The organism is Waterburya agarophytonicola KI4, from assembly GCF_020640915.1.
GTDB classification, from domain to species: Bacteria; Cyanobacteriota; Cyanobacteriia; order Cyanobacteriales; family Xenococcaceae; genus Waterburya; species Waterburya agarophytonicola.
In genome coordinates, this window is sequence record NZ_JADWDC010000001.1 from 111,904 (window position 1) to 134,211 (window position 22,308).

22 protein-coding genes are annotated in these 22,308 nt (G+C 39.0%); 10 read left to right on the forward strand and 12 right to left on the reverse strand.

All coding sequences use genetic code 11. The features are described from left to right. Nucleotides 1-14: 14 nt before the first annotated feature. On the forward strand, nucleotides 15-2,339 hold the full coding sequence (locus I4641_RS00410; protein ID WP_229638441.1) for an ATP-binding protein: 2,325 nt from the start codon (nucleotides 15-17) through the stop codon (nucleotides 2,337-2,339). Between the two features lie 62 nt (nucleotides 2,340-2,401). Here the strand turns inward: I4641_RS00410 and psb29 are convergent, their stop codons facing one another. Continuing rightward, nucleotides 2,402-3,124: a photosystem II biogenesis protein Psp29 gene (psb29, locus tag I4641_RS00415; RefSeq protein ID WP_369426696.1), complete on the reverse strand. Its 723-nt coding sequence runs from the start codon at nucleotides 3,122-3,124 to the stop codon at nucleotides 2,402-2,404. Between the two features lie 263 nt (nucleotides 3,125-3,387). Between psb29 and I4641_RS00420 the strand changes: the two genes are divergently transcribed. From I4641_RS00420 to I4641_RS00430, 3 genes are read left to right on the forward strand one after another with little or no spacing between them, the layout of a single operon-like run. After that, on the forward strand, nucleotides 3,388-3,681 hold the full coding sequence (locus tag I4641_RS00420) for a hypothetical protein (protein ID WP_229638443.1): 294 nt from the start codon (nucleotides 3,388-3,390) through the stop codon (nucleotides 3,679-3,681). 24 nt (nucleotides 3,682-3,705) lie between these two features. Further along, the gene (locus tag I4641_RS00425; RefSeq protein ID WP_229638444.1) at nucleotides 3,706-4,845 is read left to right on the forward strand and encodes an FAD-dependent oxidoreductase; all 1,140 of its coding nucleotides are present in this window, start codon (nucleotides 3,706-3,708) and stop codon (nucleotides 4,843-4,845) included. A 50-nt stretch (nucleotides 4,846-4,895) separates the two neighbouring features. Beyond that, nucleotides 4,896-5,300, forward strand: a complete 405-nt coding sequence (locus I4641_RS00430) for a fasciclin domain-containing protein (protein ID WP_229638511.1) — start codon at nucleotides 4,896-4,898, stop codon at nucleotides 5,298-5,300. 37 nt (nucleotides 5,301-5,337) lie between these two features. Here the strand turns inward: I4641_RS00430 and I4641_RS00435 are convergent, their stop codons facing one another. The 3 genes from I4641_RS00435 to I4641_RS00445 are packed head-to-tail and all read right to left on the reverse strand — an operon-like array spanning nucleotide 5,338 to nucleotide 10,021. Further along, nucleotides 5,338-6,621 carry a CO2 hydration protein gene (locus I4641_RS00435; protein ID WP_229638445.1) on the reverse strand — a complete coding sequence of 428 codons (1,284 nt, stop codon included), beginning with the start codon at nucleotides 6,619-6,621 and terminating at the stop codon, nucleotides 5,338-5,340. Nucleotides 6,622-6,662: 41 nt separating this feature from the next. Beyond that, nucleotides 6,663-8,168, reverse strand: a complete 1,506-nt coding sequence (locus I4641_RS00440; RefSeq protein ID WP_229638446.1) for an NADH-quinone oxidoreductase subunit M — start codon at nucleotides 8,166-8,168, stop codon at nucleotides 6,663-6,665. Nucleotides 8,169-8,188: 20 nt separating this feature from the next. Continuing rightward, nucleotides 8,189-10,021: an NAD(P)H-quinone oxidoreductase subunit F gene (locus tag I4641_RS00445; protein WP_229638447.1), complete on the reverse strand. Its 1,833-nt coding sequence runs from the start codon at nucleotides 10,019-10,021 to the stop codon at nucleotides 8,189-8,191. A gap of 311 nt (nucleotides 10,022-10,332) precedes the next feature. Here I4641_RS00445 and I4641_RS00450 point away from each other — a divergent pair, with 311 nt between their 5' ends. Continuing rightward, nucleotides 10,333-11,577 (forward strand): hypothetical protein, encoded by a 1,245-nt coding sequence (locus I4641_RS00450; protein WP_229638448.1) that lies wholly within the window; start codon nucleotides 10,333-10,335, stop codon nucleotides 11,575-11,577. Nucleotides 11,578-11,647: 70 nt separating this feature from the next. Here I4641_RS00450 and I4641_RS00455 read toward each other — a convergent pair whose 3' ends face one another. Continuing rightward, the gene (locus tag I4641_RS00455) at nucleotides 11,648-12,037 is read right to left on the reverse strand and encodes a tautomerase family protein (RefSeq protein ID WP_229638449.1); all 390 of its coding nucleotides are present in this window, start codon (nucleotides 12,035-12,037) and stop codon (nucleotides 11,648-11,650) included. A gap of 139 nt (nucleotides 12,038-12,176) precedes the next feature. Between I4641_RS00455 and I4641_RS00460 the strand changes: the two genes are divergently transcribed. After that, the gene (locus I4641_RS00460; RefSeq protein ID WP_229638450.1) at nucleotides 12,177-13,112 is read left to right on the forward strand and encodes an NAD-dependent epimerase/dehydratase family protein; all 936 of its coding nucleotides are present in this window, start codon (nucleotides 12,177-12,179) and stop codon (nucleotides 13,110-13,112) included. Here I4641_RS00460 and pgsA read toward each other — a convergent pair. After that, entirely contained in the window at nucleotides 13,061-13,609 is a 549-nt protein-coding gene (gene pgsA / locus I4641_RS00465) for a CDP-diacylglycerol--glycerol-3-phosphate 3-phosphatidyltransferase (protein WP_229638451.1), read from the reverse strand. The two genes, I4641_RS00460 and pgsA, sit on opposite strands and share 52 nt — an antisense overlap. A gap of 69 nt (nucleotides 13,610-13,678) precedes the next feature. Next, nucleotides 13,679-14,320, reverse strand: coding sequence for a sugar transferase (locus I4641_RS00470; protein ID WP_369426697.1), 642 nt, complete (start codon nucleotides 14,318-14,320; stop codon nucleotides 13,679-13,681). Nucleotides 14,321-14,851: 531 nt separating this feature from the next. On the opposite strand from I4641_RS00470, the gene I4641_RS00475 reads away from it, so the two are divergent. Both I4641_RS00475 and I4641_RS00480 read left to right on the forward strand, forming a co-directional pair. After that, complete coding sequence (locus I4641_RS00475; protein ID WP_229638453.1) at nucleotides 14,852-15,559, forward strand: Crp/Fnr family transcriptional regulator; 708 nt, start codon at nucleotides 14,852-14,854, stop codon at nucleotides 15,557-15,559. A gap of 53 nt (nucleotides 15,560-15,612) precedes the next feature. Beyond that, nucleotides 15,613-16,377 carry a DUF2232 domain-containing protein gene (locus tag I4641_RS00480; RefSeq protein WP_229638454.1) on the forward strand — a complete coding sequence of 255 codons (765 nt, stop codon included), beginning with the start codon at nucleotides 15,613-15,615 and terminating at the stop codon, nucleotides 16,375-16,377. 54 nt (nucleotides 16,378-16,431) lie between these two features. Here the strand turns inward: I4641_RS00480 and I4641_RS00485 are convergent, their stop codons facing one another. The 4 genes from I4641_RS00485 to I4641_RS00500 all read right to left on the reverse strand — a co-directional run bounded on the left by I4641_RS00485 (nucleotide 16,432) and on the right by I4641_RS00500 (nucleotide 19,181). Continuing rightward, a complete protein-coding gene (locus I4641_RS00485; RefSeq protein ID WP_229638455.1) occupies nucleotides 16,432-16,653 on the reverse strand; it encodes a DUF3134 family protein in 222 nt (73 codons plus the stop codon). A gap of 20 nt (nucleotides 16,654-16,673) precedes the next feature. Continuing rightward, nucleotides 16,674-17,738, reverse strand: coding sequence for an alanine/ornithine racemase family PLP-dependent enzyme (locus I4641_RS00490; protein WP_229638456.1), 1,065 nt, complete (start codon nucleotides 17,736-17,738; stop codon nucleotides 16,674-16,676). Between the two features lie 23 nt (nucleotides 17,739-17,761). Next, a complete protein-coding gene (locus tag I4641_RS00495) occupies nucleotides 17,762-18,883 on the reverse strand; it encodes an N-acetyltransferase DgcN family protein (protein ID WP_229638457.1) in 1,122 nt (373 codons plus the stop codon). A gap of 91 nt (nucleotides 18,884-18,974) precedes the next feature. Continuing rightward, complete coding sequence (locus I4641_RS00500; RefSeq protein WP_229638458.1) at nucleotides 18,975-19,181, reverse strand: eL43 family ribosomal protein; 207 nt, start codon at nucleotides 19,179-19,181, stop codon at nucleotides 18,975-18,977. A 211-nt stretch (nucleotides 19,182-19,392) separates the two neighbouring features. Between I4641_RS00500 and cobT the strand changes: the two genes are divergently transcribed. After that, entirely contained in the window at nucleotides 19,393-20,505 is a 1,113-nt protein-coding gene (gene cobT / locus I4641_RS00505; protein ID WP_229638459.1) for a nicotinate mononucleotide-dependent phosphoribosyltransferase CobT, read from the forward strand. Here cobT and I4641_RS00510 read toward each other — a convergent pair. Beyond that, nucleotides 20,479-20,856: a hypothetical protein gene (locus tag I4641_RS00510; RefSeq protein ID WP_229638460.1), complete on the reverse strand. Its 378-nt coding sequence runs from the start codon at nucleotides 20,854-20,856 to the stop codon at nucleotides 20,479-20,481. The two genes, cobT and I4641_RS00510, sit on opposite strands and share 27 nt — an antisense overlap. Nucleotides 20,857-21,109: 253 nt before the next feature. On the opposite strand from I4641_RS00510, the gene I4641_RS00515 reads away from it, so the two are divergent. Then, the gene (locus I4641_RS00515; RefSeq protein ID WP_229638461.1) at nucleotides 21,110-22,297 is read left to right on the forward strand and encodes an extracellular solute-binding protein; all 1,188 of its coding nucleotides are present in this window, start codon (nucleotides 21,110-21,112) and stop codon (nucleotides 22,295-22,297) included. Nucleotides 22,298-22,308: the final 11 nt, after the last annotated feature.

Genomic DNA, 22,308 nt, shown 5'->3' on the forward strand with positions numbered 1-22,308 from the left:
GCTGGATATAAATTGTGTCAGAGTCCTCCTATTCTTTAACTATAAAGAGAATTGTCGATCGCCAAGTTGTTTTAAAACTGGTTCGACTTTGGCTATCAATGTCCCAGGAAAATCAAAATCGACTAGTCACACAGGATTCATTATTTAAGTTAACAAAAAAAGACGATAAAGTTTATCTAAATAAACAATTAGAAACAGAATCTTTTTTCTTGATAATTGCATTGGATTTCAATGCTTTTCTACACATAGACCGAATAGAAAAATCTCAACAAAATTGGATAACCATAACCTTCGATAGAGAAATAATAACGCAAAAACTAATTCAAATAGGAAAGTGTTCTCCTTGGAAAAATGATGTAATTGAATATATACAAAAAGATTTAATAAATCAATTAAGCGACCATCAAGATAATTCCCATATTATATTTATCCTAAAAATAGTGAAATTACTGATTGATGACGAAGACAAAGGCAAATATATTAACATTTCTAACCCCGATCCACCGATGGATAAACTACTACACTATCAAGTAGAACAAGAACATATTTTTGAGCAAATTAAGGTTCAGTTAGATCGAGATTTAAGCTTATCTGAAATAATTCAAGCAGCACTAAATCGTAGCTGTAATTTTCTGGGCTTGGATCGGCTGCTGATCTATCAATTAGACGTACCTTTGAAGTCCGAATATATTTCAGGAACAGAGAATACTATAGACACTATTACTTATGAGGCAAAGCAAGAAAATGTAGATTCTGCTTTATATTTTCAACAAGAAGCTTGTTGGGGTAAATTTACTCAATGCAAACGCAAATATCATCAAGGATTTAGTTTAGTAATCAATGATATAGACCAAAATCATAATTTGAATCCTTGTCTTAAGTCTTTGATGCACAAATTTCAGGTAAAAGCCAAAACAGTAACCCCTATCACTGTCCGCAGGCAATTATGGGGATTGATTATTGCTCATCAGTGCTTTGAAACCAGACAATGGCACGACCTCGAACTCAAATTTTTGTCTCAAATAGCAGACTATTTGGCTGTGGCTATTTACCGCGATCGCTCTTATCAGCGATTGCAACAACAAAAAACTCTTCTCGAACAACAAGTTCAAAATCAAGCTCAACAGATTAAAGATGCTTTGATTGCAGCCGAGGCTGCTAGCAAATCTAAACACGAATTTTTGGGTAGTATGAGCCACGAATTGCGTACTCCTTTAACTTGTGTCATTGGACTCTCTAGTACTTTGTTACAATGGTCTTCTAGCAAATCTAGCATACCCCTATCTCCAGAGAAACAACAGCAATATTTGCACCTAATTCAACAAAGTGGCAAGCATTTGTTGGCGTTGATTAACAATATTTTAGAATTTTCTGATGTTGAGTCGGGAAAACATTTATTAGATGTCAAACAAATATCCTTGGCAAATATAGCCAGACAGTCTTTGCAGATACTTCATGAAACTGCAAGAGCCAAAAAAATTACTCTCAATTCAGAAATTAAGCTCAAAATAGAGCAAGAATATTTTTTTGCCGATGAAATTAGATTAAAAGAAATTTTATTTAACCTCCTCAGCAACGGGATTAAGTTTACTCCCGAAGACGGACAGGTAACACTTCGAGTTTGGAGGGAAAAACGCCAGGTAATTTTTCAGGTTGAAGATACGGGAATTGGCATCGCACCAGAAGAAATTCCCTTACTATTTGAAAAATTCAAACAAATAGAACACTTTAAACATCGTACTCATGGTGGTACGGGATTGGGATTGGCTTTAACTAAAAAACTGATCGAACTGCACGGTGGAAGTATTGAAGTAGAATCCTCTGTAGGTCAGGGTTCTCAGTTCACAGTCTATCTGCCAGAAAAGATATTTACTCCTCATTTAAGTCAAAAACCAGCTATCTCAGGTAAATTTCAACCCAATTCTGCAACAATTATGCTGGTGACGGAAGATGAAGAAAGTGCTACTTTTATTTGCCAACTACTAAACACTATTGACTGTCAAGTCGTCTGGTTGATGGACTCTGGGATGGCAATGAATCAAATTGAATTGGTCAAACCTAGATTGATCATTGTCGATCGCGATTTTGATTCAGTAGGAGTCAATAACATTGCGCGGGCGATCGAAAGGAAATCCCTCAAAGACAGTACTGACTTGGTTCTGCTTTGCGATCGCCATTATCCTACAAATTCAAATAACTTAGATGAGGAGAGATGGTTTTCTCAATATCAAGTTGATCAATATCTTTTTAAAACTATGACTCCAACCCAAATGATTGAGAAGATTGAAAGCCTGATCGCCAAAACAAGTCAAGAAAAACAAGGAATCAGGGAAAAATAGATTTTCTTTCCCGAATCTCCCTCTCAATTTCCACCATTGCATAACTAAGAAAAGTCCTGAAGCTATTCAGCCGTTGCTTCTTCAGTTTCTTTAGTCTCAGTTGTGCCAGATTGCTTTTCTTGCTCTCTTTTTTCTCTTTGTTTGCGACTCGCTTCCAAAACATCTTCAATTACTTTGAGTAACTGAGTCATTTTCTCTAGGTTTCCGCGATACAATTCTAGGTCTTTTTTCATCTTTTCTCCAGAAAGACCAAAATTCTCGATGATAGTATCTAGAATTGCATCTCGCTTGTCTCGATCTTGGACTAATTCGCGATCGCTTTCTTCCAAGAGGGTATAGATACCAATAGCAAAAGGACGACTATATTTAAAATTATCGTTAGCTGAGATCGCTTTAATTGGTTCTACAATATAACCAGTATCTTCTCCTGCTTCTGGATTGCTCAGCCAAGCGATTAAATCAGATGTAGATTTGTCTTTAGCTAAAGATAGCAATGTTCCTGCTTGAGCTTTATAGATTTGAGGATCGGCATCGGTAGAAGTACACAAAGCGTTGAAAATTTTCTCTTTGTCAGCTTCTGGCTCGTAGCCCTGCATCAAACGCTCAAAAGAAGTAACAATTCCCAAATAATAAATAGGATCGCTCTTAAAGTCTGCATTTACTGATAGTAAGTGCATCTCTACTAATAATTCTTCGATTACCCGACGATAAATAGAGTTGATAGGACGAGGATAAGCAGCATGAAAAGCTCTTTTACTATCAGAAACAGTTTTCATAATAAGTATTAATTTTTTTATCTAACAATTTATTTATCCTACGAGTCTTAGATTTTAGTTATCTTTAGATTTATGAGATTTACTAAAATAAAACTCTTAGCATATCTTTATATTATGCAACGATTTTGTCACAGTTTGACTATTTGACTTGATGCTATGCCTATTTAATTGGGCGATCGCGATCATCTTGCAGGGGTCTATTTTCCTCTTTAATGAGTTGTTGAAATGGGTTGTGCGAAAATAAATCAATTGTTAATTTTAAATACTTATCTATGGGATTACCCGCTATTCAAAACCAAACTCAAAAGCTTAGTTGTCCTCGATTACCCCTTGCAGTATATCGAGAAGTATCCGCTCATCTCAGACAGGTTACGGAGGTTGAAGCCAGTCTGATAGTTCGCCCTACCCAACACGATCCTCAAGCAAAATTTGACTATTATCAAAGCCAAGTTGCAGCACTCCAAATACAGTATGGAGAAGCAATAACGGATAAGGAGAAAGCACGAGTCACAGAGATCTTAGATTATTATGCCCAACGTTATTCTCCTTGGGAAGTAATCAGTTAGAGGCGATACTAGACCTATACAATAATGAGTAAGAACCTCAAACAAAAACTAGTCCTGGTAGGTGGGGGACATTCCCACGCGATCGCATTAAGATTGTGGGGACTCGATCCAATGCCTGACATAGATCTTATTCTGATTAGCGATGTAGGGCAAACTCCCTATTCTGGAATGTTACCAGGTCATGTAGCGGGTTTTTATAGCTACGCCGAAACTCATATTGACTTAAACAAACTGGCTCAATTTGCTGGTGCTGAGTTAATTATCGATCGCGCCATCAATTTAGATCTAGATAATCATCAAATTGTCTGCGAGTCTGGCAAACAAATTACATTTGATTATCTCTCTCTGGATATTGGTAGTACTCCCCAAACTATAACCGTCCCTGGTGCAGCTCAATACGCTATTGCTGCCAAACCCGTACCCAAATTTCTCGATGCTTGGTACAGTTTGCAAAAAACCGCAGCAGATCGTCCCAAACAAGCTTTATCCATAGTTATCGTTGGTGGTGGCGCGGGAGGGGTAGAATTGGCTTTAAATATGCAAGCCTGTTTATCGGAAATTATCGATAAGCCCCAAGATAGATTGCAAATACATCTCATTCATCGTGGCGATCGCTTATTATCGGGTCATAATGATTGGGTGAGTCATAAGCTCAAAAAAATTATCCTCAACAAGGGTATTAAATTGCATCTACAAGAAGAAGTAGCAGCAGTATTTCCAGATCGAGTTAGATGTAAATCAGGTTTAGATATTTCCTGTAATAGGGTTTTTTGGGTAACTCAAGCCGTTGCACCCCCTTGGATCGAGGAATCTAGTCTAACTTGCGATCGCCAAGGATTTATCTTGGTTAGAGATACCCTCCAGTCCGTATCCCATCCCGAGGTTTTTGCTGCGGGAGATATTGCCACCATGACTAATTATCAACGCCCCAAGGCGGGGGTTTTTGCCGTGCGTCAGGGAAGACCTTTACTTCATAATTGGCAACAAATATTGCAAAATCAACCCCTACAAGTTTATACTCCTCAAGATAAATATTTAGCCCTCATCGGTACGGGAGATGGCAAAGCGATCGCATCTTGGAGTAAATTTGGTTGGCATTCTGCTCTTTTATGGCGGGTCAAAGATTATATAGACCGCCAGTTTATGAATCAATTCGAGGGATAGTCAATATATTATAATTGGTTTTACTTTTGATTAATGAGATCGGAGATAGTATGGCAGATATTGTAGATATTGCAGTTAACACAGAAGGTTTTAGTACATTGGTCGCTGCGGTAAAAGCAGCTAATCTAGTAGAAACATTAAAAACCCCTGGTCCTTTTACTGTCTTCGCTCCCAACGATGCTGCATTTGCCAAACTTCCCCCAGGTACAGTGCAAACATTGGTTGGCAACCCCCCTCAGTTAGCTAGGATACTGACTTATCACGTAGTAGCAGGTAAATTAACTAAAGCCGATCTAAGCAAGGTTGATTCCGTTGATTCTGTTGAAGGTTCGCCCATTGCGATTAATTGTCATGGTGACACTTTTGAGGTTAAAAATGCTAATGCGATCGCAGCCGATATTGAAGCGGACAATGGCATTATTCACGTAATTGATAATGTTATTTTAATGGGCTAGTTTTAATAGGGTTTTAAGCCAAAACCCTATAACTAGTTTAACGATACTCAGAAGATTGAATATCTCCTAAACGAGCTTCAGTCCGCAAGAAACGATCTATTTGTGTCTTGAAAAATGCGCGATTTTTCTCTAAGTGTTCAGGATTATTATCGTCAATAGGATATAGCAAAGCCTGGCGCAGGGCTTGAATTACTGCGGAGGTAACGTTGTACATCGATCGCTGGAAAGTAATTCCCAATTGAACTAAAGTATCGTCTTCTCCGCGACAGTGTTTTTGATAGTATTCCACTAAATAATCGGGAAGAAAATGCCACATATCATCCATTAATAGGGTAGGGGGAATACCTGCCATACCTACAGGTAAAACATCCGCGTAAAGAATGCCGTAATGGAAGTCTGGTTGTTCGTCGGGTACTTGTTTGGCTTGGGCGTTATAGGATTTAGTACCGCGGAAAGGGGAAGTACGATAAAAAACTGCTTCTACATAGGGCAATGCAGCCTCGTATAGCCAGGTAAAACCCTGGGATTTAGGAATGATTTCATAGCATTCATCCCCAATATATAGATGATGGTAGATCGGTCTGCCCGCTACGGCAAAAATACCGTTAACTAAAAAGTCCATTGCCTCCTTAACGGTGGTCATTTTTCCTTCGTCGTAGAGATCGGACATTTCTAAAAATACGGGACACATTACTTCCCAAAACAGTCCCAAGTTGGAATAGTAAGAAAGTTGCCTGACCTGTTCGAGGAACATATCGGGAAATAGTTTATACATCCCCAACATTACAGGATTGGATTTAAAGTAAGCTTTAATTGCCCGATCCGCATTAGCTTTATATTCTTCACTATCCAAATAAGCATTAAACTTAGGATTAATATTCTCATGCCAAAACATCGCCCGCATACAGGCTTCCGCAAACTCCATGTTAATGCGATCGTGGTTGAGGTGATGGATTAGCTTCGGCATTTTACCCGTTTCGCCTTTAGCAATAAATTCTAAAAGTTCTGGATGTGCGGATGCTTCCCCCCGCCAGACTTGAAGATCGGCATCCTTCCCTGCATATTTATTTGGTAAATCTAGATATGACTGAGGTAAAAAATATTTGAAAAACGGTAGAGGATTTAAGAAAACTCGTTCCGCGATATAAAGCAGATCGCGCCAATAGAAGTCCATGGGGATAGCGTAGGCTTTATAAATCCCGATAATCTGCATCAGGTTTTCGGGCGTGTCGGGTAACATCGAGCCCCCTGCCTCTAAACGATGGATCACATCAGCAAAGGGATGATTTATGGGTGGTAGTTTGGTTTTGGTTTGATTCATAACTTGTTACTTGTTACTTGTTACTTGTTACTTGTTACTTATTACTTATTACTTGTTGCGACAATCGTTGTATCCATGGGATGGCTAGCAATGATACTGTAGTTAGTAATATTAGTTAGCCAGACTGGTTGTATTCCCAGGATGACTATAATTACAGTTAAAACAAATGCGGGGATGCGTTCGGCTAATCTGACTTTCGGGTAGACGTTGGAAGTTTGGCGACAATCAATTTTGCCAAAAAATACTTTATTAAGCAGAATGACAAAGTATACCGAAGTCAAACCAGTAGCAACTAAACACAAGATGGTTAGAGTTGGGAATACGGTAAAGCTTCCCTGAAAAGAAATATATTCTCCCACAAAGCCGACCATTCCAGGTATACCAGCACTTGCCATAACTGCTAAGATCATTTGTCCGCCAATGACGGGTAAACCCCGTTGGGGATTCATTAAGCCCTTGAGAGTATTAAGATCTCGGCTGCCAGTTTTGGTTTCTACGATACCGACTAAATAAAATAACAAGGCTACAATTAAGCCGTGAGCAAACATTTGACAAATTGCCCCAGATATTGCTATGGAAGTACCCGCTGCGGTTGCTAACACGACAAAGGCAATGTGGGCGATGGAACTATAGGCTACCATTTTCTTGATATCAGTTTGGGAAATAGCGACAAAAGAAGCATATAAAGCACTAATAGATGCGATCGCAGCTAACCAAAATGCCACATCATTCCATAGTTGAGGAAATAGGCCCAAACCAAAGCGAATTAAGCCATAAGTACCTAACTTACTGAGTATTCCCCCTAAAATCATTGATATTGGAGTAGATGATTCCGTATAAGCATCGGGCAACCAAGTGTGTAAGGGGACGAGGGGAGTTTTGATCGCAAAACCGATAATTATGGTAATTAACAGAACTAACTGTTTGCTGTAGGGCAATATTTGAGTTTGAATTCCTTGGTAATCAAAACCACTGTTGGAGAGAAAAGCAATTCCTAAAAAGGCAGCGAGGACGAAAATACCGGAAAAGGCTGTATAAAGCAGATATTTTGTTCCTGCATAACCGCGATTTTCTCCACCCCAGATATTAATTAAGAGATAGGTAGGAATCAGCTTTATTTCGTAGAAAATAAAGAATAAAAGTAGGTTTTGCGCTAATAATGCTCCATTAATACATCCTGCTAAGATTAAAACTAAACCGTAAAATAATCTCGGTCTAGAAAATGTATTTTCATCTTTTTGACCTAAGTCGCCACTATAGATAGCCAGGCAAATTATTAAGTTGCTGAGGATTATTAGGGGTAGAGATAAGCCATCAATACCTAAATTGTAATTTATGCCCAAAATCTCCAGCCAAGGAAAAAATTCGGTTAACTGTAAACCCTGAGACTGCAAATCATAGCGGGTAATTGCGAAGAGGGAAACCAAAAGACTGGCAAGACTAAAAGCAAATGCCACGAGTCTAATTCTGGCGTTATCAATTTTTGCTGGTATTAAAAAGAGAATTATTGCTGCAACTAAAGGCAGCCAAATGAGAATACTTAACATGGTTTATTAAAATTAGGTCTTTAAAAAGTTAATGCCAGTACTAAGCCTAGAAGTATCGTACCGAGAACGATCGAGAGAAAATAGAATTGGGACTGACCAGAATTGCTGTATCTTAATGCTTGTCCGCTAAATAAAGTACCAACTCCCACTAGGTTTACCGCCCCATCAACAATATAGCGATCGCACCAAGAAAAAACTCTCGAAGTTACGCCAATTAAACTCACAATGGTTAGGCGATAGATATCCTGAATATAAAGATCGTTAGCTAATAATTGTTGCAGAGACGATGGTACTAATTGTACGGGTTTATTCTCTCTTTCTCTTAGATATAACCCCCCTCCCAAACTCAGACCAGTAAGACTCGAACCAATTAACATCAAGGCTACGGTTTTATCTAAATTCGCCCAGGTTGGCAACAAGTCGAACTGTTGCAAAATGAAGGGAAAGTGCAGCGTTACCCCAACCAAAATAGTCATGGGTAAAATCATCGTCCACAAAACTTCGGGACTGCGTTTGGTCATGGTTTGGGTTTTACCACCAAATACCAAACCAAATACTCGCATCAAGCTAAAGGCTGTCAAGCCATCTACTATTACCAATACGCCTAGTAAGATCGGTTGCACGGCTAGTAGATAATTTCCTAATTCTAATAAAGCCCAAAAACCGCCTAAAGGAGGAACGGCAATCAAGCTGGCTGCACCGACCAAGAATGCTATACCGCTAATGGGACGACGACTAAAGATCCCTCCCAGCAGGGTAATATCTTGGCTAATGTTGCTAATAATAACTGTTCCCGCACTCATATAGAGCAAGGTCATGGCTACAGCATGAGTCAAAATCAACAATAACGCGGAATGGTTTGCTCCCACTGCTACAGCAATAAACACAAAGCCCATATAGGCACTGACAGAATAGGACAAAGTTCGTTTAATATCTACTTGAGCGATCGCAATTAAAGACGCGCTAATAGCTGTAAAAGAGCCGACTACAATCATCACTAAGTTAGAAATAGCTGACTGTGCCAACACTGGTTGGAGTTGAATCAAAACATAAGCTCCCGTTGCTACCACAATCGAATTACGCAACATCGATGCGGGAATTGGGCCTTCCATTGCTTCATCTAGCCATAATTGCAAAGGAAATTGGGCGCATTTAGCTAAAGGACCTGAAATTAACGCCAAACAAAGTAAATTAGCAGACAGTGGGCTTAAATTAGCTACTTGTGCCCATTCTGCTAGGTCGTCATAATTCCATGTCCCCGTAAAAGACCACAGAGCAATGATGCCAATTAATAATAATAAATCCCCGACTCGCTTTGTCCAAAAAGCATCCCTCGCCCCCGTGACTACTAAGGGTTGGGCAAACCAAAAGCCCACAATTAAGTAGGTAGCCAGAGTCAGTAATTCTAGGAATACATAGCTAAAGAATAACGAATTACATAAAGCCAAACCGCACAAACCCGCTTCAAAAAAGCCCATCAAAGCGTAAAAACGCCCCCAACCCCAGTCCATTTCCATGTAACCAAAAGCATAAAACTGTGCCAGGATATTCAATCCCGTGATCAAAGCTAATGCACCGACAGTTATGGCAGAGATTTTAATATCGAAGGAAATGTATAAACCTGCTGCGGTTAGCCAAGGAAATCTTATTTCCTGGACTGGCTGTTGCCATACCTCTTGTAAAGCAAAGATGCTGTGAATAAAAGCCACGCAGGTAATAGTTAAATTGATATATCCTGCTGGTCTAGAACCAGTTTTTTTGATGATTCCTGGCGACCAAAATAATGCTAATGTCGCTCCGACTAGTGCGTAACAAGGAACTAGCCAGATACTGTCGCTAAATATCCCAATCATAATAATTGACTATGTTCTTGAAAGATAATGTGTAAGTGAATATGAAGTATAAGGTGCAAACTAATAACGAGGTATTGAGGTTAAAGCTAAGTATAGAGTAAATTCAATACCTTGTAAAATATCATTTACTTATTTCTATAATCAGAACCAGACTACAATCTATAAACAATATTACGCCAAACTCAATCCGTAGTTTCACTGATGAGAAGATTGCGCTGAATATTAGATACTTTACATAACAGCATAATTTGAGCTACTCCCTCGTATTGGTTAAATAACCAGAAAATTTGCCCTATCTCAAAGGTAAAATCATGAAAATAGAGAACTTTGTTAAAGAAACAAACGGTACAAACACTAGGGTTTCCGCAACCTTGATCTGGGAAAATCGTCTTCGCGCACCTGAATCAGTTTTTTTTGAAACCAGTACTGAATTCGGCGATGATTTGACCATTAATCCTAACGCCTGGTTGCTCGCTTGTGCTTTACCAGCAATGCGCTATGGAGAATCAAGAATTGCGATCGATGCTCCTATTTCTCCTGAAATCAAAGATGGTTTGATTAATTCCATGAGATGTCTGATTGATTGGCATGGAGGCGATCGCAAAGTGATTTCTATTGAAGCTCCTGTGGAAACAGAAGTTCTACTTTACGACAAGCCAAAAAGAGCAGGGGCATTGTTCTCTGGGGGAATAGATGCTTTGGCAATGGTCAGAGACAATCACCTCAATTTTGCGAAAGATCATCCCCGCCATATCCAAGACGGCATTTTGGTCTATGGCGTATTGCAGGGGGAAAATGAATACGACCCTAGTTTTCAAAATGTGGTTGATGCTGTAACGGCGATGGCAGAAGATGCAGGGATTAAATTAATCGAGGTACATACTAATGCTTACTCTCACTTCCGCGATTTAGACCCCGATTTTAGCTTTTGGCGATTTGAATATCATGGCTCTTTTCTGGCTGCGATCGCTCATGCCTTTGCTCCTCGCTTGAGCTATGCTTCTATTGCTTCTACTTATGACTTTGCTAACTTAGAGCCTTGGGGTTCCCACCCACTTTTAGATCCTCTATATAGTACAACTAATTTAACAATTCGCCATGAAAATGCAGCCCTATCTAGATTAGAAAAAACCCAGCTAGTAGGGGAGTGGGATGTTGCTCTCAAACACCTACGAGTATGCAATGAAAAGGAAAGTTATAGCCAAGGTAACTATAATTGTGGCAAATGTGAAAAGTGTGTCAGAACAATGACGGCATTTTTATCTTTGGGTTTGCTAGAGCAGATTTCTACCTTTAAGGAAAAAGATGTCTCCAAAGAAAAGCTAGTCAATACTTGCTATCTAAGCGATTCTTATGAAGAGAATTGTTACCGAGAATTAATCGAGCCTCTATCTAATTTAGGTCGTCACGATCTGGTTGAAGGTATCGAACAGATTATCAGACGCTATCGCGAAAAAGATATTAAAGGCTTAGTCAAACGTTTGGACAGAATTTTATTCGACGGCAATTTATTGAATATGGGTAAGAAATTCAAACCAGTTCAAGAGAAAGTTTAAAGCCAATTTGGAGATAACTCTAGTTAGATAACTCTAGTTTTATTTCCCACTATCAAATAACAAGATCGACTTAAATATCGACTTTATAATCAAGGTCTAGTTCGTCTCCAGGGACACCGCGAATTCCCCAATTGGATTTGGGTGTCTCCACTAGGACGATTTCTAGATCTTGAGGTGTAATATCAACAGTCTCTTCTATCTTTTGAAATAGAAGGCGAATCAGATTTTTTTTAACTTCTGTCGAACGTCCCTCAAACATGATAATTTCAATAATCGTGTAGTTTGTAGTGCGATCGCTCGGATAAATAAAGTTTTCTGACTCTAAAGTAATAAATCGTTGGAATCTTTTCTTTTCAGGAGTACCAATGGCTTCTTTCAGGGTAGATTGAATTACATAAGACAAAGCAAAACGCTTCGGTTCGATGTTTTCTTTTAGACCGAATATCTTTACCTGGACCATCAGCTTTCTTTCTTATAATTACAGCAACACTTTAATCTCACTTTCCTCAAGTAGCAAGGGAAATAGTTGTTCGTTGTTGAATGTCCATTAATTACTGCTAAGTTGAGAATTGGTAAAAAAAAAGATAAAAGGTTAGATCATGCGAATTTTAATCATGGGTGGGACTCGTTTTATTGGAGTCTATCTAACAAAAGTTTTAGTTGACCGCGGACACGAAGTTGTTTTGTTTAATCGGGGTAATCATCCCGCACCAGTAGAGGGGGTTACTCAAATACAAGGCGATCGCAAGGATGCAGCCCAGCTTAAAGCAAAGCTCTCAGGAGAAAGCTTTGACGCGATTTTTGATAATAATGGTCGCGAACTCAGCGATACTCAACCCCTCGTAGAATTGTTTAATGGCAAAGTTAAACATTTTGTCTATGTAAGCTCGGCGGGAGTATATCTAAAATCAACTCAAATGCCTCATATGGAAGAAGATCCCGTAGATCCTAACAGCCGTCACAAAGGCAAACATCACACCGAAGCCTATCTCCAAGATTCTGGTATTCCTTGGACTTCGATTCGTCCAGTATATATTTATGGCCCTCAAAACTACAATGATTTAGAAGCTTGGTTTTTCGATCGCATTGTCAGAGATCGTCCTTTACCTATTCCTGGTAAGGGTAGATTCATTACCCAATTCGGTCACGTTGGAGATTTGGCTTTAGCAATGGCTCAGGTTTTGGATAACGAGGCTGCTATTGCTAAGATCTATAATATCTCAGGCGATCGCTATGTTACTTTTGACGGCTTGGCTTATGCTTGCGCCCAAGCAGCGGGTAAGTCTCCAGATCAAATTAAACTGGTACATTACGACCCTGCTAATTTTGACTTTGGCAAACGCAAAGCTTTCCCCATCCGTCAACAGCACTTTTTTACCGATATTCATCTTGCCAAAACCGAACTTGATTGGCAACCCCAATACGACCTCGTGTCGGGGTTAACAGACTCGTTTGCCAAGGATTATGTCCCATCGGGGAGAAATCAGTCTGAGATCGATTTTGCTTTAGACGAAGAGATATTAGGCAAAATATAAATTCCCCCAGAGATTAAACTCAATCCTACTGCTAGCCAAAATAAAACCATAGTAGGACTATCCCATTGAGAATCTAAAGGGGCAATCAAAAAGGCGATCGCAATAATTTGCACGACGGTTTTTAGTTTTCCCCAAATATTTGCCCCTAAAATACTACTATTGCCCGTTAGTTTGGGGTTGACTCGCCATCCTGCGATCGCTATTTCCCGTGCCATAATTAAAAATACGCCCCAAGCAGGGACTAGCTGTAATTCAATCAGAGCAAGCATTGAGCCTAGGACTAATAATTTATCTACCAACGGATCGAGGAATTTTCCCAATTCCGTTACCATGTCCAACTTACGAGCCAAATAACCATCGACCCAATCTGTCCCTGCTGCAACTACAAAAATCCCCACACAGAGCCAACGATTGTCTGTTGTGGGGTAATTTAATAAATAGAGAATAAAAGGTAGTCCTAAAAGACGAGACAGGGTTATCCAAGTTGGGATATTCATAGAATATAGAATCAATATAGTAACTCTTATATTAAACCTCCTTAATTTCCTCGTTCCTCCTTCTTTATGTCAACATGCTCCTTTGCGGGCTAAAACAACAGCCACAGTTTGTAGAATTAAGTTGATGTCATAAAAGACAGACCACCGTTTTTGATATTCAAGATCCATTCTGACGATAGCTTCAAAATCCAAAACCTGAGATCTACCTCTAACTTGCCATTCTCCAGTGATTCCTGGTTTTACTCTTAAACGCTTAAAATGATGCTTGTCGTACATTGAAACCTCATCCGTAGTAGGAGGACGAGTCCCAACCAAACTCATTTCACCTTTAAGGACATTCCAAAATTGAGGAAACTCGTCTAAACTAGTGCGACGGAGAAAACCTCCTACTTTAGTAATCCGAGGGTCGTTTTCGTTTTTAAAAATATATCCTTTAGCTTGATTTTCTACTAAATGCTTCTGTCGATCTGCATCTTCAATCATCGAGCGAAACTTCCACATTTTAAACAGCTTGCCATCCAAACCACAACGAGTTTGACTGTAAAAAATGTTACCACGATCGTCTAACCACATAGCGATCGCGATCGGAATTGCTACTATCCCCGTAATAGCCAAACCAATAATTGCGCCTAGTATATCTAATATTCTTTTTTTTATACTGGTTACTGAAGGATGAACGGGATGTTCAATGGATGATGGTATAACTTTCATACCCCTTAGACCAAGGTTAAATTGTGAAGTCATAAAAAAGTTTATAGTAAGTTTATAAATTTGGACTATGCGATTAAGTTTAAATACAATTTTATTATTCTCTTTATGCAATCATATTGGCTCGATAGTCTCTCATGCTATGAATTAGGAGGCTCTTTACCAAATCTTTAAACAATAATTAGCAAGTTTAAAGCTTTTGTATACTTTTTATTGCTTAAATCTTCGATTGTGTTTTAAAAAATACATTTTTTTTGTAATACAAAAATAATTTTAAAAAAATAAAATATAAATTGTATTAAGATATATTTTTCGACAATATGCAACTACTAAGACCATACTTTGGCTAAAATACAGCCAAAAAGTAATAATTAGATATTATTTCTTAATCTTCAAAAGTGGCATAAAAATTCTTAATTAAATTCTTTTTTAAACTGAATTTATTTTGAACTTGCTTAAAATTCATTAATTTCGCTTTTTTAAATGATACAAAGGAGATATTTATAGCGAACTAAAACTAAAATTAAATCCTCTATGGAAGATCAATCTCGTTATCTAGAATCTAATATCGATCGCGAAGAACTAATTAAACTAGTCCCCTTCATGTCTGGTCTACCAGAAGAAAGTATTCACAAAATTGCAGCTCATTTTGTGACCATATCTCATCCTGCCAATCAAGTACTGTTACTTGAAAACGATTGGGGCGGATCGGTTTATTTTATTTTGGAAGGATGGGTCAAAATTCGTACCTACAACCTAGATGGCAAAGAAGTTACCCTCAACATTATAGGTAGAGGAGAAATCTTTGGTGAAATGGCAGCAATGGACAAACTACCCCGTTCTACTGATGCTATCACTCTAACCAAAACTTTAATTGGTAGAATACCAGCAGAGGATTTTGTTAACCTAATTAATACCGAACCTACAGCGGGAGTTCATTTGGTTCAACTCATGGCAAAACGTTTGCGTCAAGTAAACCGTAGGTTGCAGTTGAGAGAAGCCAGTAGTGTCTCTAGGGTTGCCGATGCCATACTATTTTTGGTAGAAGGACAAGGTACGGAAGGAGAACAAGGTACAGAAATTCCCAATTTACCCCACCGAGAGATTAGTAGTCTTAGTGGATTAGCCAGAGAAACTGTCACCAGAGTCTTAACCAAACTAGAAAAAAAAGGTTTGATCCAAAGAAATGCTGATTTCATGCACATTCCTGATGTACCTGCCCTAGAAGATACTATATGCTGATGAAATCAAGCGTCCCAAATATTTTTATTGGTGCGACCAATTAAATAACTTTTATGTCTAGAGAAGACCATCAACCCTCTGCATCCGATCCTGCTAAACAGGTTAATGATGATGAGATTAACTGGGTAGATCGCGAAGATTTTGACCAAATTAAACTTAATGAGCTATCTTCTTCCCGAAAACCCCAAAAACAAACCAAAGCCTCTACCGATACGGTAGTAATGGTAGAAACAGCATTTTTAGCTAGTGCTGCTAGTTTGGTTTGGTTAATCAATTTTTATTTTCCGCTCGGGCCTGTTTTAAAGATTTTTTTTCCCATTCCGATTGCTCTCATTTATTTGCGACGAGGTAATCGTGCTTCTTGGATGGCAGCAGTTGTCTCTGGATTATTACTTTTAGTTTTAATGGGTCCTACTCGCAGCATTATATTTTTGATGCCCTACGGCTTGATGGGAGTGCTTTTGGGAGCTTGTTGGCGACGTAAAGTCAGTTGGCTATTCTCAATTGTTTTTGGTGCCATCCTTGGCTCGTTAGGGATGTTTTTTCGTTTTTGGTTGACTTCTATTTTGGTAGGAGAAAATCTTTGGGTATATGTAATTAATCAGATTACGCAGTTAGCAGACTGGCTCTTTTTCCAGCTCGGTATTTTGGCACAGCCTAATTTTGTGCTGATTCAAACTTTGGCTTGTGGTTTGATTGTGGTTAATAATTTGGTTTATCTATTTGCAGTGCATTTAACCGCGTTGATGCTGCTCGATCGCCTTGATAATCCGATTTCCCGTCCTCCTGAGTGGGTGAGAGTATTGTTGGATTATTAGTGCGACCTATGTTGAGACCTATGTTTAAAGGTCGAAGATCTAGACAAAAATTATTTATTCTTCTGTATCCGTTTCGGTTTCTTCGTCGTCATTTAAAATATCGTCTAGTTCGTCTATGGTTTTATCATCGACAAATCGATCTGATTGATAGGGCATAAATCGACCAGTACTCTTAATCCACATAAATAGAGATTCGTTTTCTCTGGGAGCAATAATTGATGCGGGTTCTCCTACGGGTTCTTGTTGAAGTGCGGGATTCTTACGTTGTCGCTCCATGATTTTTGCTGTTTTAAGTTTTAATGAATAAATTGTTTCTGAACAAAAGGCGAAGTCATTGCAGTCAAAAGACTCCCATAATCGAGATTAAAATTTACTCCCATTCCAACTTTTAGATCGGGGTTTTTAGATTCAAGAACTAAATGATCGCTACTAGAACCTAATATTTCTAGATCTTGATCCAAACTTAAACCAGATATGAGAGTATCCTGTTTTCCTAAAGCAATAATTGCCCTGGGGTGCATACCGCGATCGCGAAATACGGGCATATTACCAAAAGCATCTTGACAGACTTCTCCAAAAGGAAGAGAAGGCTTTATTTTTGATTCAATAACTTCGGCAATCAATTTGAAAGCACTGGTATGTAATTGAGGTATGGCTTGGCGAGTAAGGGTTTCGCATCCCAAAAGAATTGATTCTCCCACCCGCAGATTATTGATCCGTCCCACATTTTTCGCCGATTTGTACCATTGGTGATTAGCCGAATTTCCCCCAGAAATTATAGACAAGTCAATTTGAAATTTTTGTTCTATAGCCTCAGATAATTCCGACAATTGCCACATTTTTTGATTATCGGGTTTAATGCCTCCATAGCAAGCCAAATTACAACCGAGTCCCATAATTTTGAGATGGGGTAAGGATAGAACTTTTTGAACGAACAGAAAAAGATCGTCAGGGAGTATTCCTTCTCGTAAGTCCCCCATTTCCACCATTAAGATTACTTGGTGAATTTTATTTTGCACGGATGCGTAGTAGTTAAGTTTTTCCAGGGTTTCGATCTCTGTATTGAGACTAATATCTACATCTTCAACCGTAGATTCTGCTTGACTTGGGGTAGTGCGGAGTAATACAAATTGAGCTGCGATTTTGGCATTTTTCATTCTCTGAATATTTTCTAGACGAGAATCAGCCATGAACTTGACACCCCCTCGAATCATGGCGGAGGCAATTAAGGGTTCTCCCAAAACTGCTTTGGAGACTCCCATGAGAGAAATACCCTGTTGTCCGTAAAGCTCGCATAACATTCGGGTATTATGCTGTATTTGGGAGAGGATAATCTCTATTCTGGGCATAAACGCTTTCATGATTTTATGGCAACGTTGAGCGTCTACCCGATAGTAAATAAGGGAATTGTGGGAGATTTTGGTCTGACTTTCTGGCGATCGAGACTGGGAAAAAGATTGCTTAAAGCATGAATTAATTTTGAACAGCCATAAGTCAAAACATCTGTTGTGGGTAACAAAAGACGGTTTTCATAGCTTTTAATGGTTTTTAGAATTTCTGTCTCGGTTAAATCTTCGTGGCTTAAAGCGATCGCAATTACCTGGGTTTGGCAAATTGCTTTAATCAACATAATTTCGCTCACAATACTTGGCATCGGTAGATGGGGAAAATCACAGCGAAATTTTCTCCCAGGGGGATGCTGTAAGATTACGCCATCGGGCATACATCCTTTTAAGATACCCACCGAACTCATGAAAGCAGGATGAGAAACGGCACTTTGTCCTTCTACTAAGATGATATCGGGACGCTCTTCTTCAAAAGCTCGAACTACGGCATTTTCTATTTCTCCAATGACGAACTGAGATACCAAAGCATCAATAGATACACCATAGGTTGCCCCCTGCATGATTGCTGTTTGTCCCGTAGCCACCAGCACCGACTTAATTCCTATCTTGTTTAAGGCTTGATTCAACTTTACGGCTGTCGTCATTTTTCCACAGGCGCAATCAGTACCTAAAACAGCAATTACGGGAACATTCACCTGAGATATTTTACCAGTAAATACATGGAGGTCTTTTAATTCGGGCGGTTTTCTGATATCTTGAATTTCAACTCCACACTTTTCAGCCATCTCGGCAAATTCGTCGTCTTCGGAAAAGAACTGGTGAAGACCATTAATTATGTCCATTCCCTCGGTCATGGCTTGTAGAATTAAAGTCCTTTCTGCAACAGGTATCACAGCCTCTAAGGGAGCTTTGCCATAAATATAGCAGTCGGGCAGATCTTGGAGAATATCTAAGGCTGATTCTAAACTAGCAAAAATGGGTATATAGTTTTTGGCATTATCTAATTCTTCTCCTGCATCTTTTCCTGCTAAGGAACTATCAATTACGCCAACAATGTTATAGGTTTTAGAATGTCGAACTAAACCTGCTGCGGTTTTGCCGTCCATTAAGCCAAATTGTTTTTCACAATAGACTACGGCTGTTTTTTTGGCGATTACCATGGAAATTATTTTTCCTAATATTGAAAATGAAAAGGGTGAAAAGTTAAGTTAAGCTCGCCCCAATCAGTCTTTTTGAACTTTTATTGATTGGTTATAAAGCTGGCATTTCTTGATAACAACGGCTACAACGCCAGTAAATATCTCCCGTACGTAGGTGACGAAGTAATTTGTGGGAGCAGCAAGGACAAGTGTGCCTGCTCATCATGGAGAGCTTGATATATAAGGCTGTATTTTCGGTGCTGTTGATGTTTCCAGGCTTGACTAGCTGTTTAGAAGATAGGTTGAATACAAGCTGCATTATTAAAACCCGAACTGTGTTTGCCTTCGACTCAGATTTTAATTTAGATTTTAAAAAATAAATATTTCTTAATACTTTAAATTCTAACGCGCAACTGCGATGGAATTAGTATAGAGATACAAGTCTTATCGATCGCCGAGCAAATTTTGTTAATAGAGAAAAAATTTACGATACTTATCAGACTGAGATCGAAAATAGGCGATCTTCTATAATGATTTACGTTTACAGTCAGTTAAAGTCGGGAATGAGTTGGTTGAGGCGATACAGCGGTGCAAAACCACATTTTGCCTGTGTCCTGGGTTTTACTGCTACGGGGCTAATTCCTAGAATTTCCGCAGCAGGAGCAACCCCAGAAGATCGAGAATATACGGCGATCGCCGATGCCGAATTTTTAGCCAAGGGCATACAGGAAAAATATCATCATCCCCTACCTATATTAACAGCGGGAGTTTCCCCCACATTTATTACTCGTGGCGCGATCGAGGCGTTAAACATCCCGACTTATATTTTCAATGCAGGTTTACCCCATCAACCCACTGTAGATACTATCGATTTGGGAGGAATTCCTGCTAATTGTCTTTCTTCTGGATCGGCAATGGACTTGGAAATGGTGCGACATCTATTCCAACAAGGTCTGAAATGGGGCGAAAAGCTGGCAAAGACGGTTGATTATTTAATTATTGGAGAATGTGTGGTTGGAGGAACGACTACTGCCCTAGCTCTTTTAACGGGCTTGGGAATCGAAGCTAGAGGAATGGTAAATAGCAGTCATCCTCAATGCAATCACGCTCAAAAATGGTCGATTGTTCGGACTGGCTTATTAAAAGCTGGTTTTGCCTCTGGATTGATCGATCCTCTAGAGATAGTAGCTGCCATAGGCGATCCGATGCAAATTGTAGTAGCGGGGATGGCCATTGCTGCTAGTCGAAGTAGAGGAGTAATGTTAGCTGGTGGGACGCAAATGTTGGCAGTATATGCTTTAATTGAAGCGATCGCTAACTACCATCAGATTTCGGTTCAATTATCTCAACTTGTTGTGGGAACGACTCGCTGGGTAGCAGAAGATCCCTCAGGTAATACAGTAGGTTTAGCCCAAACTATCGGTGGAGTCCCCCTGTTAGGTACTGGGTTGAATTTTGCTACTTCTCCCTATCCCAGTTTTCGAGCTTATGCTCAAGGATATGTCAAAGAAGGTGTAGGTGCTGGAGGCTGCGCGATCGCAACTCACCTCATGCAAAATTGGACTCCGTTTGAGTTGTCGGTCGTCATTGAAACTTTGTTTGCTCGCTATCGGCACTTAAGAGTGAATTCTATAGGTCAATAACTGTTCTTCTAAAGCAGCAATACGGTTATAAGCAGCAGTAAGTTGAGCTGTCAAACGACGAATTTGAGTATCTGGGGAAAAATTGTCGCTACCAGAACTAGCAGTGCTGGTGCTACTATTGTCATCTACCAAAATGTCTTTGTGAGTTAGTTGATATTCTGACTCTCCATTCTGGCTAATTTTATTAGCCGATCCAGAGGCAAAGTTGGGTAGAGAATAAGACTCTCCAGATCTGTTTTTTGGCTCTTGAGAGCTTAATGTTTTAACCTGTTGGCTTATTTGTTCGATTAACTCGTGAAGCTTATCTATTTTTTCTCTTAATTCACTAATTTGTACTTGTAATGTATCCATAAATTCACTGATATCAATTTAATTTTTTTCTCTCTACTCATGCTAAAAGCATTATTAAAGAAAATCCCTAGTATTCCTGATTGATTTAACAATTGGTCTGCTTCTTTTTGCCAATAAATTCAAACTAGTCATCAAGCTGGATTTCAAAGCAAAAACCCCTAAAACCTCTCTCTGAAATATGCCTCGCGATCGAGGAAAGATCGTAATCAATCAAATAGGTCAATATACCTTATTTTTTTAGCCCGCAATAGTAATGAATTATCAATTATCTCGTCGCTCTTTTATTCAACTAGCAAGCACTACGGCGTTATCTCAACTATTGATGAGTTGTAGTAATTCTGATGATATTTTACAAATATTGTTTTTGGCAAATTCTATCCCGATTCAGTTAATTGGAGACTTTCGCAAGACAGTTGAGTCAGTTAAAAAAGTTGATTTTCAGCCTCAAACTCAATGGTCAGAAATATTTGATTCATTATTAAGTTTATCCGCCAAAAAAGCAACAAATTCTGAGACAAAGAATTTATTTGACAAAATCTTTAATAAATCTAAAAACACTCCTGATGTAATTAGCCTGGGAGACTCTTGGCTATCTTTAGCAATCGAACAAAACTTGCTAAAACCTTTAGATATAGATAGTTTGGCTAATTGGGAAAAATTACCTCTTCCTTGGCAAAAATTGGTTCGCCGTGATGATCGAGGGAATGTAACAACAGACGGTCAAATTTATGGCGCGCCCTATCGTTGGGGAAGTACAGTAATTGCTTATAGAAGTGATAAGTTAGATAAATTAGATTTAACCATTTCAGATTGGCAAGATCTCTGGCATCCCCAGCTACGCGATCGCATTTCTGTATTAGATTCTCCTAGAGAAACTATTGGTCTAACTTTGAAAAAGTTGGGATATTCTTACAACACAGATAATTTGAATTCTGTCGGCAATTTGGAGAGGGAATTATCGGATTTACACCAACAGGTAAAATTGTATAGTTCCGATCACTATTTAGAACCACTTATACTGGGCGATACTTGGGCTGCTGTTGGTTGGTCGACAGATGTTTTACCCATCGTAAAACGCTATCCTGAAATTGAGTTTGTTATTCCTACTTCGGGAGTATCTTTGTGGGCAGATTTGTGGATCGTTCCTTTTTTAAATGAAGCTGTCGCGACTAAAGAGCGAAATCTTGCTAGTGTAATTGGGCAATGGATTGACTTTTGCTGGGAGACTAAATCTGCAAAGCAAATATCTCTTTTTACCGATGGAATTTCACCTATTTTGCTATCAATCAAGCGGGAAGAGTTGCCCAAGGATTTACAAGATAATAGATTACTCAATTCGGAAATTATTAAATCCGAAAAAAGCGAATTTTTGCTACCTCAAACGCCAGAAACCCAGCAGCAATATCGAGATTTATGGCTTAAGATCGGGCAAGCTAGTTAGTGCTTATTGGT